Annotated in this window: 12 protein-coding genes; 10 read left to right on the top strand and 2 right to left on the bottom strand. The window is 36.2% G+C overall.

Annotated elements, in window-relative coordinates; translation table 11 throughout:
* Positions 1-296 precede the first annotated feature (296 nt).
* From kdsA to B2145_RS06205, 10 genes are all read left to right on the top strand, one after another.
* Entirely contained in the window at positions 297-1,115 is an 819-nt protein-coding gene (gene kdsA / locus B2145_RS06160; RefSeq protein ID WP_291099717.1) for a 3-deoxy-8-phosphooctulonate synthase, read from the top strand.
* A 22-nt stretch (positions 1,116-1,137) separates the two neighbouring features.
* Positions 1,138-1,977: a hypothetical protein gene (locus tag B2145_RS06165; protein WP_291099720.1), complete on the top strand. Its 840-nt coding sequence runs from the start codon at positions 1,138-1,140 to the stop codon at positions 1,975-1,977.
* Positions 1,978-2,304: 327 nt separating this feature from the next.
* The gene (locus B2145_RS06170) at positions 2,305-2,619 is read left to right on the top strand and encodes a hypothetical protein (protein WP_291099723.1); all 315 of its coding nucleotides are present in this window, start codon (positions 2,305-2,307) and stop codon (positions 2,617-2,619) included.
* 107 nt (positions 2,620-2,726) lie between these two features.
* Complete coding sequence (locus B2145_RS06175; protein ID WP_291099726.1) at positions 2,727-3,422, top strand: DUF6629 family protein; 696 nt, start codon at positions 2,727-2,729, stop codon at positions 3,420-3,422.
* A 504-nt stretch (positions 3,423-3,926) separates the two neighbouring features.
* The gene (locus B2145_RS06180) at positions 3,927-4,172 is read left to right on the top strand and encodes a hypothetical protein (protein ID WP_291099729.1); all 246 of its coding nucleotides are present in this window, start codon (positions 3,927-3,929) and stop codon (positions 4,170-4,172) included.
* A 2-nt stretch (positions 4,173-4,174) separates the two neighbouring features.
* Positions 4,175-4,372, top strand: coding sequence for a DUF6496 domain-containing protein (locus tag B2145_RS06185; protein ID WP_291099731.1), 198 nt, complete (start codon positions 4,175-4,177; stop codon positions 4,370-4,372).
* A gap of 27 nt (positions 4,373-4,399) precedes the next feature.
* A complete protein-coding gene (locus B2145_RS06190; RefSeq protein ID WP_291099734.1) occupies positions 4,400-4,600 on the top strand; it encodes a dodecin family protein in 201 nt (66 codons plus the stop codon).
* A 100-nt stretch (positions 4,601-4,700) separates the two neighbouring features.
* Positions 4,701-5,168, top strand: coding sequence for a CYTH domain-containing protein (locus B2145_RS06195; protein ID WP_291099737.1), 468 nt, complete (start codon positions 4,701-4,703; stop codon positions 5,166-5,168).
* Positions 5,165-5,962 (top strand): CHAD domain-containing protein, encoded by a 798-nt coding sequence (locus tag B2145_RS06200; protein WP_291099740.1) that lies wholly within the window; start codon positions 5,165-5,167, stop codon positions 5,960-5,962. Before B2145_RS06195 ends, B2145_RS06200 begins: the two co-directional genes overlap by 4 nt.
* Before the next feature lie 275 nt (positions 5,963-6,237).
* Positions 6,238-6,450: a hypothetical protein gene (locus B2145_RS06205; RefSeq protein ID WP_291099743.1), complete on the top strand. Its 213-nt coding sequence runs from the start codon at positions 6,238-6,240 to the stop codon at positions 6,448-6,450.
* A 638-nt stretch (positions 6,451-7,088) separates the two neighbouring features.
* Here B2145_RS06205 and B2145_RS06215 read toward each other — a convergent pair.
* Both B2145_RS06215 and B2145_RS06220 read right to left on the bottom strand, forming a co-directional pair.
* Positions 7,089-9,647: an adenosylcobalamin-dependent ribonucleoside-diphosphate reductase gene (locus B2145_RS06215; protein WP_291099745.1), complete on the bottom strand. Its 2,559-nt coding sequence runs from the start codon at positions 9,645-9,647 to the stop codon at positions 7,089-7,091.
* A gap of 617 nt (positions 9,648-10,264) precedes the next feature.
* On the bottom strand, positions 10,265-10,760 hold a 496-nt coding region (locus B2145_RS06220; RefSeq protein WP_291099748.1), incomplete at its 5' end, for a CapA family protein.

A 10,760-nucleotide genomic window follows, 5' to 3' on the forward strand; every position in this document is an offset into this window, starting at 1 on the left:
AATCAACACAGAATCTATCGGGAGAAGTGCTTTCTCTAAAAGCAAGAAAAGAGAATGTGAAAAACAAAAGTTTAACCATTATGTGTAAAGTTTCATTAAGAAAAAGCCAATGCCTTCTCATTCTTAATTTCTTAATGTTTCAAAAAAATAGAAAAAATCTGGTTCTGATAATCCATTGTGCCAGCTCCTTGCTGATTTGTCCATCACAATGATATTTGGATTTATTCAAATAAATCCTAAATCCTAAATCGTAAATCGTAAATCATAACTATCTTTGCCCTTTTAAAAATTACATTATGAACATACAACATATTCCACAAATAAAACATACCGATAGCGGCAACTTCTTTCTACTGGCCGGACCTTGCGCCATTGAAGGCGAAGAAATGGCGATGCGAATCGCCGAAAAGCTAATTGGAATTACTGATAAATTAGAAATCCCTTTCGTTTTTAAAGGTTCTTTCAAGAAAGCCAATCGCTCCAGAATTGACAGTTTTTCAGGAATTGGAGACGAAAAAGCCTTGCGAATTCTTCGAAAAGTTTCCGAAACTTTTGGAGTTCCCACCGTTACCGATATTCACACGAACGAAGATGCAGCCATGGCTGCCGAATATGTAGATGTTTTGCAAATCCCGGCTTTTCTGGTTCGTCAAACCGATTTGCTTGTGGCTGCTGCCAAAACCGGAAAAGTCATCAACCTGAAAAAAGGACAATTTATGAGTCCGGAAAGTATGAAACACGCCGTACAAAAAGTGTTGGATTGCCATAACCATAATGTTATGGTAACAGATCGCGGGACGATGTTTGGCTATCAGGATATGATTGTTGATTTCCGTGGCATTCCCACGATGCAACAGTATGCAACCACGGTTCTCGACGTTACCCATTCCTTGCAACAACCCAACCAAACTGCTGGCGTTACAGGCGGAAGACCCGACATGATTGAAACCATTGCCAAAGCCGGAATAGCTGTTGGCGTGGACGGAATTTTCATAGAAACCCACTTTGATCCCGCCAATGCGAAAAGTGATGGGGCGAATATGTTGCATTTGGACTATTTCGAGGCCTTAATGACCAAGTTAGTCGCTATAAGAAAAACGATAAACCAATTTTAAATTAGATTAAACTAGATTACGAATGAAAAAATTAGCATTTATTACATTATTATTTTTTGGCCTTTTTAAAGGTTACGCACAAGAAACAAAACCAGTTTTAGAAAAATATACTGCACACAACAAAGGAAAATTTTATATTTTTTGGGGAGGAAATCGAAGTACTTATTCTACTTCCGATATTCATTTTAAAGGCCTTGATTATGACTTTACCCTATATGATGTCACCTCCCACGACAAACCAAAAGGCTGGAATATTGACTATATAAATCCAACCAGAATGACGATTCCCCAGACCAATTTTAGAATGGGATATTTTATAAGCGACCATTATAATGTTTCGATAGGATTAGATCACATGAAGTATGTGATGAACCAAGATAGAGCCGTTAACATCAACGGATTTTATCCAAATCCTGGATCTTACGATGAATTATTGCCAAATAACCAAGTGTTATTAACTGAAAAATTCTTGACTTTTGAGCATACCGATGGTTTAAATTACATAAATACCGAAATTTCTAGAGTTGACGATCTTTCAAAATTAATTGGGTTGCCAAATACAGATAAATTTCAAATTAACATAACCGAAGGCGTTGGTGCAGGTTTTTTATATCCAAAAACAAACGCAATGTTGATGAGTAAACCAAGACACGATGATTTCCACATTTCGGGTTATGGATTATCTGCAAAAGCGGGTTTGAATTTCACTTTTTTCAAACACTTTTTTATCCAAACCGAACTAAAAGGAGGTTACATCAATATGCCTGACATTAGAACTACATCTGAAAATGCAGACAGAGCTTCGCAACATTTTTTGTTTTTTGAAAAAGTAATTGTTTTCGGAGGGATTTTTAGGTTATAAAAAAAATAAAAAGATTAAAATAAAAAGAACTCTTAACTTGACCGTTTTGAGTTCTTTTTTTATTTATTAATCGTACCATTGCCGTCAAATGATGACTTATTATTTATTCCATTCACATTGTTAGTTTGTAATAATTTACCCTTACTTTAGTAAAATAAATACAAGCTGCTTTTATAGCGCAAAGCCAGCCAAATTTGGGTAGATTGGCGCAACTGAGTAGCGTATATTTATGAGTTATCGGCAACCCTTGGGGACACTACTAACTTGAAACTGACGAACTTTGAATAAACATTTTTAACGATAATTGTAGTATCAAATTATTCAGACATGGACAAGACAAAACCTAAATCGGACGCAGACGAAAAATATGTGCTTGACCTTTGCGACAAAGTTTTAGGCATTACTTCTTCACGACAACCCGATTTTGACTTTCCGGTGGATGGCTACTATGATGACTTTAAAATTGCTGTTACGTATTGCGAAAAGCAAAACACCGATAGCGTAAATTATTTTTCCAAGCTCAACATCCAACTCATAGAAATATGTTACGCTGACTTTAATTGCGACAAGCAAAACAATATCATTCGGGACACAGCGTTTGACGAGAAAGTTATAAGAAAGAAATTAACTTCTCTTTCCTAAATGTATGAATGATGTAACTTATTTCTAAAATTGTGTAACATTTATCGTTATAAAGGTATTCACCTTTACAGTGTAATTATCATTCACAATTTAAATAAAAATAAAATATGTGTTTTTCAGCAGAAGCAAGTTTTGCAGGAGGTATTATCATTTCTGCAATAGGTATTGTAACTGTTACTAAAGTTCATAAACCGTCTCAGCTTGTATTTGCGAGTATTCCATTATTTTTCGGGATTCAACAATTTGCTGAAGGCTTTTTGTGGTTAACATTACCAAATCCTGATTATGTAAATCTTCAAAAATTTAGTACTTATCTATTTCTAATAATGGCTGACGTTCTTTGGCCAATGATGATTCCTCTTTCAGTTCTATTCATGGAAGAGAATAAAAAAAGAAAAAGAATACTGTGGATTCTACTATTTATGGGTTTATCATTGTCATTGTATTATGTTTATTGTTTATTGTTTTTCAATGTCACCCCGCAAATTATGGGTTATCATATTCAGTATAAGACTGATTTCCCTAAATCTTTTGTCATGTTGGCTTTTATAGTTTACTTAATCGCTTCTATTACTCCTCTTTTTGTTTCGAGTATTAAAAGAACGCATCTTTTAGGCGTATTAATGTTTTTATCATGTTTAGTTACAGCAATATTTTTTAAACAATATCTCACTTCAGTATGGTGCTTTTTTGCAGCATTAATTAGTGGGGTCATCTTCTGGATTCTCAGAGATTCAAAAAGGAAATTCAATTTTGACAAAATAAATTTATTGAAAAATCAGTTCAAACCAACCAACTTATAAATGAAAAATCCTAACCCTGATAGACCAAAGCCAAATTTGGCTGCCGGGTGTTGAAAAGTTCCTTTACATAGGCGTTGTCCTTTGCTTCAGGATTTGCTATGGGATTTCGATTGGGTGGGAAAGGCTATGGTAGTAAGATATCACATTTAATTAAGTTGCTCCGATATCTAAAGCAGCGTTTATACATTATACAATCATATAATATATGCATATCTGTCAACAAAGTATACACTCCATAAGGGTTTCTGTGGTTTGCGAAACTCATCTCCCGCATCTGCGATTCGTCCAGGTTGATAGGGACGCAGCTCCGAAATCCCTTATGGCGCATGAACTCGACCGTTATGTTCAACTCTATTACCGCCTGTGCAGAAATCTTTGTGCAATAGCATACTCTGCCATGTGTGAATGATGTAACTTATTTCCAAAATTGTGTAACACTTATCCTTACAAGGGTATTTATCTTTACGAATAATAATTCATGCACAATTTAAATAAAAATTAAAAATGGAAAAAAATAAAAATGACCAACGCAGTCAGCAATCTGATAGCAAGTCGAATCAACCATCAGCAGGAAAAAAAAGAGAAGATCCACAAAGACCTCCCGGGAATCCGTTTCCAAACAAACCAACTACTCCTGAAAAGCCTGATGAAAATCCCGACCCCATCAAGCCAAGACTTGGAGAAGACGAACCCGAAAAAAACGACCCGACCCGAATTGATGAACCACCTCCAATTTTTAATAACAAATAATTATGGCAAAATATTCTAAAAAAGCTCAGGAAAAAATTGAAGAGGTCATGCATGAATTTAAGCATGGAGAATTAAAATCAGGCAAAGGCGGTAAAGGTGGTATTGTAAAAAGTCGCGAGCAGGCAATTGCCATCGGTATAAGTGAGGCGCGAGAAGCAGGATTAAAAGTCCCGAAAGAAAAAAAGTTAATCAAAAAATAATCGAACTAATTTAAAAAACAAATAACCATGGCACTATTAAAAGTAATCGAACTCTTAGCTGAGTCAAAAAAAAGTTGGGAAGATGCAACACAAAATGCAGTTACCGAAGCATCTAAAACTATCCACAATATACGCTCTGTGTATGTAGAAAATTTAACAGCCGAAGTGGATAAGGATAAAATTACACACTGGAGGTTGGACTGTAAAATAACTTTCGAAATAGAATAACTCTGGCAAAATTAACGATGCCGTTTCTGTTCACTTGTTAATTTTTACACTTCTTTTTGCATCGCCATCCCTTATTTTTTAAACTTCACTGATTCCTTTTATGGCGACAGAAACAGAACATAAGTATTTAATAAAACAAGACCTGTGGAAACAAATAGTTCCAGACAAAAGTGCCGACTTGAAACAAGCCTATTTAATTACTGACCCGAATAAAACAATTCGTATAAGGACTACGGGTAACAAAGGTTATCTTACAATAAAAGGCAAATCAATTGGTTCCAGCCGACCTGAATTTGAATATGAAATCCCCATTGCTGACGCAAATGAATTAATTGATAAGTTTACTTCTAACCTTATTGAAAAAACAAGACATTATGTAACTCACGACAATAAGATCTGGGAAGTTGATGAATTTAAAGGATTAAATAAAGGTTTATTTGTAGCAGAAATAGAATTGTTAAATGAATATGAAAAATATTCACTGCCACTTTGGGTTGACAAAAATATTACAAACGACCAAAAATACGCAAACGCAAATCTAACTCTTAGACCTTTTAATACCTGGTGAAAGCACTTACAGAATATTTTAAAAACAGGGAAGATGATATTAGTTTTCTATTGCAAAAATCCGCCCGGGCATATACCCCTGTTACTTTTCATAAACTGCGGGTTGAAATTAAAAAGGTGAATGCTTTTTTTGAATTGATAAACTTTTGCTCAAAAGATTTTAAGCGAAAAAAAACATTTAAGCCATTTAAACTGATTTTCCGTCATACAGGAAAGGTGAGAGAACTTCAGGTAGAAGAGGCGATGCTTAAAAAATATTTTCTTAACAATTTGCTCAAAGAGTACAAGAATAGTTTAAAGAAACTCCGCTTAAAAGAACGAAAGGATTTTTTTGCAATTTTAAATAAAACGTTTATTGCACGGCTGAAAAAGACATTTCGTGAAATTGTTCCCTTCCTTAAAAAGATGGATAAAAAAAAGGTGAAGAGTTATATGGAGAAGAAGATAAAAAAAATTGAAAAACTTCTTAATCAAAACACTTTACAAACGCCAGAGGCTCATGAATTACGCAAACGATTAAAGAAGTTTCATTATTGCCGGAAGATACTGAATTTGGAGAAACAAAATAAGCCGCTTCCAAAGAAAGATGATTTACTGGAGCTTTTAGGCAATTGGCACGATTTACAAGTTATAATCAGAAATCTGAAAAAAGCAATTGATACTGCTGGCATAAATCCAAAAGAGGTAAGTCAACTTAAAAAAATAAAAACAAAATTTTCTTCTGACAGCGAACTGTTATTTAATAAAATAAAAGTAGTGATACCCACATCAGAATTTTTTGTAATGTCCACATAAAGTAAACAATTTACCAGACAGATAGCGTATGGAGCAAAACAATACACTACGCAAAAAGCACAGCACTTGAAAAATGTATGAATGATGTAACTTATTTCCAAAAATATGTAATATTTTAAAGAATGCTTCTTTTCACCTTTGCAGGGTAACAATTCAGTTACAAACTAAAATTATAAAAAATGAAAAATAAAAAAATTGAAAGCTGCATTGATGCTTGCGAAACATGTGCATAGGCATGTGAAACTTGCTCAACAGAAAACAAAGGCAAAGCAGGAATGGAACATTCCGTAAAACTTTGCATCGCTTGTGCTGATGCTTGCAACGCTTTAGTTGCTGCAAGTAAAACCAATTCAAACCTTGATGCTCTTTGCAAAAAATGCGAAGACGCTTGTAATGCTTGTGCAACTGAATGTGCAAAACACACTGACATGGAACATTGCAAAGAATGTGCAGCAGAATGTAAAGCTATGCTTGCAGTAGCAGGATAATTAAATTGCAATCACTCTTGCAAGGTGTGAAGTTTTTTATTTTCCGCAAGAGGTAAATTTGTGCTTGTAAGTGCTAACGCATTTGCAAGCATTTTTTATTTTTGCACCAGCACCATTTAACACAAACGAGCATGAATGTAAATCGCCTTGAACAAACTTTATCGGAACTTCGGGCAGACGAACTCCGAACGAACAGCAGGGCAGCCGATAACATCGGTTTGGCAAAAGTGGCGGTTCAGTGCTTCGTATGACAGTTTTTCGTAAATTGAAGTTTGTGCTTCGTATGAACATTTGTGGTGAAAATCGCCACCTTCGCCAAGCCGCGAACCGTTAAATAAAAAAAGCCTGATCCAAAACGGACAAGGCTTTTTAGCAATCCGGAAAAGGTTACCAATCATAACCGGACTATTTATTTTTAGATTTTGTCAACCATTTCAAAAGGAGCGAAACCATAAAACTGACCGTGGCTCCCACTACCGCCAAGATAATTGTTTTTACAATATCTTCGGAAAGGATGTTGGGCAAAATGCTCTAAAAAGTTCCAGATGCGGCGCCAACTCGGAGGGATAAATTAGTCTCCTTCTCTTGGTAAATTATTATCATCCTGAGCCGAAATGACTATCGGCTTAAGTTAATTATTATCCGCATTTGGAAGAACCACAATCCTTACAAGTAAGACAACCCTCCTGATACATCAAGTGGGTTGAACCGCAATTACCACATTTTTGTCCCGAAGCCGCCGTACCGTCAGGAATATAACGTTTTAAGGCACGAGCCACTCCGTTTTTCCAAGTATTGATAGATTCGTTGTCCAACTGTAATCCGTTGATAAGTTCCACTACGTTGTCAATTTCCATTCCGTGTCTTAACGTACCTGAAATTAGTTTAGCGTAATTCCAGAATTCAGGGTTAAAACGATAGGATAAACCTTCTATGGTGGTCTTGTAACCTCGCTGGTTGACATACTGAAAATCATAACGTGAATTGCCTTTTTCGTCTCTGTTTTTAATGATAAAACCGTCATTTACCCATCGTGGCAGTAAAATACCATCATCGTCATCTGTCAAACCTGTAAAAATTTCGTATGGTTTTTCGTCAATCGTACCAATAAAGGCAATCCATTTTTCTTTGTTGTTTTGAAAGCGAACCACATCTGCCTGTAACACCTGCGGACGTTTGGTTGGAAAAACCTGTTTGTACTGTACCTCTATTTCTTCTATTTCCTTTTTATCGTCTTTGGAAATTAAAACGCCCGAACGGGAACCATCCCGATAAACCGTTACTCCTTTGCATCCCACCTCCCACGCTTTCATATACAACTGATTTACCAAATCTTCTGTCGCTTCGTTCGGAATGTTTATGGTTACCGAAATGGAATGATCAACCCATTTTTGAATAGCTCCCTGCATTTCCACTTTGCTCAACCAATCCACATCGTAGGATGTAGCCTTGTAATACGGTGATTTTGCAATAATAACATCTAATTCCTCATTAGAATAATTAATGGCAGTATCAATATGATTTACTGCCATCCACTGTTTGAATTTATGGTGAAACACGATGTATTCTTCCCACGAGTCGCCCATTTCATCAACAAAATCTACCCGCACGTCTTTATCGTTCGGATTCACTTTTCTTCTTCTTTTATACATAGGCATAAACACAGGTTCAATACCCGATGTGGTTTGCGACATCAGTGAAGTGCTTCCTGTAGGTGCAATGGTCAACAATGCAATATTTCTTCGTCCGTGTTTTTGCATATCGTGGTACAAGCTTGGATCGGCTTCTTTAATTCGTAGCACAAAAGGATTGTTACTTTCTCTTTCGGAATCGAAAATTTTAAAAGCTCCTCGTTCTTTTGCCATTTCTACCGACGAACGATAAGCCGCCAAAGCCAATGTCTTATGTATGTTTTCGGTAAATTCGTTTCCTTCTTTGCTTCCGTATCGAATGCCTAAAGCCGCCAGCATATCACCTTCGGCTGTAATACCTAAGCCTGTTCGACGACCTTCACTTGCTTTATTTCGGATTTCTAACCAAAGGTTTTTCTCGGTTCTTTTAATTTCCTCTTCTTCTGGGTCGGCATCTATTTTTACTAAAATGGCCTCTACTTTTTCCAATTCCAAATCAATGATGTCGTCCATCATTCTTTGTGCATAACCAGCGTGTTTTTTGAACAATTCAAAATCGAAATAAGCTTCTTTGGTAAACGGATTACCTACATAGGAAAACAGGTTGATTGCCAGCAAACGACACGAATCGTAAGGACACAACGGAATTTCGCCACAAGGATTGGTAGAGATGGTTTTGTAACCCAAATCAGCATAACAATCCGGCAACGATTCGCGAATGATAGTATCCCAGAATAAGATACCCGGTTCTGCCGATTTCCACGCATTGTGAACAATTTTTTTCCATAAATCGACTGCTTTTATGGATTTGCTCACCAAAGGGTTCGGACTAAAAACGGGATATTTCTGAATATATTCGGTACTGTTTTTTACCGCTTTCATAAATGCATCATCGATACGAACCGATACATTTGCTCCCGTAATTTTTCCTTGTTCCAATTTGGCATCGATAAAATCTTCCGCATCGGGATGGTTAATGGAAACCGACAACATTAATGCGCCTCTTCTTCCTTCTTGAGCCACTTCTCGGGTGGAATTGGAAAAACGCTCCATAAAAGGAACTAATCCCGTAGAAGTCAATGCCGAATTTTTCACATCCGAACCTTTCGGTCGAATGTGAGACAAATCGTGCCCTACTCCACCTCTGCGTTTCATTAGTTGCACTTGTTCTTGATCGATTTTCATAATGCCTCCGTAGGAATCACTTTCGCCTTTGTTTCCGATAACGAAACAGTTCGACAACGATGCAATTTGAAACGGATTGCCAATACCCGTCATTGGGCTTCCTTGCGGAATGATGTATTGGAAGTCATTAATTAAATCGTACACCTCTTGCTCTGAAAGTCCGTTAGGATATTTCGCTTCTATTCGGGCAATTTCTCCCGCTATTCGGCGGTGCATATCTTTGGGGGATTTTTCGTAAATATTACCTTTGGAATCTTTTAATGCATATTTGTTTAACCAAACACGAGCTGCCAAATCATCCCCTTTAAAATACTTTAAGGTTTCTTGAAAAACCTCATCATTCGTAAAACTTTTTCTTTGCTGAACTTCTTCTGTTTCCATTTTTACATATTATTTTTTACAACGTAAATGTATAAAAAAAATAATGTTACTGAAATAAAATTTAAAAAGTTTACAATTTTATCATAGATATAATTGAATATCAAATATTTATATTTTTTACAAATACAAAATGTATGCAAATTTTATTATTATTTTTAATCACGTTTATTTAAAAGCTTAATTTTAATTTTATATTCCTGATTTTTTATAAAAGTGTTCTGGAAAACGAATTCCATTCCCCTCTCAAAAGCGTCCCCACCTCGGAGTTCTTGTTTTTCACAAACTTGTCATACCTCAGGCAGGCATGAGTGGCAGCAAACGGCAAACCAATCTCTTAAAACAAAAAAAAAGCCTGATATCACGACCAGGCTTTCTTAATTAATCCGGTAAAGGTTACCAATTATGACCAAACTATTTATTTTTAGATTTGTTAATCATTTCAAAAGGAGCGAAACCGTAAAACTTACGGTTTCGCTCCCACAGCCCTAAGATAATTGTTTTTGCAATATCTTCGGAAAGAATATTGGGCAAAATGCTCAAAAAAGTTCCAGATGTGGTGCCAACTCGGATGAACAAACCCTAATCCTACAAAGTAAAACACTTTCGTTTTAGTTGTTTCAAAACAACAACACTTCCCCTTTATCGCTCACCTTTGTTCCAAATTTTGCAGATAAATATTGCATGCGTTGAATACACCATTTGTAATCTTCGCCTATTGCAAGATTTACCGGATCATTGGAAATCAAAACAGGAATGAGCACTAATTTTTCAATTCGTCGTTTAGAGACTCCCACCTTAAAGAAAAAGGAATGGTCATTTTTTAATACGGGATCGACCCTATAATCATCCACAAAATCTCCCGTATCATAAAGAATCAATTTATGGTTGTATACTTCTATGCCTTGAAAATTATGTGCACTATGGCCGTGAATAATATCAGCCCCATGGGCAATCATTGCATGCGCAAAGTCAATGAAATCCCTTTCAGGTGGATATTCCGGAGCAAACTGAACACCCCATTCCGGTTCAAACTGGACAGGTGATTCCGGAGCAAACTGAACACCCCATTCCGGTTTAAACTGAACAGGTAATTCCGGAGCAAAGTGAACACCC

Source organism: Flavobacterium sp. UBA5153 (assembly GCA_002413745.1).
Taxonomy (GTDB): domain Bacteria; phylum Bacteroidota; class Bacteroidia; order Flavobacteriales; family Flavobacteriaceae; genus Flavobacterium.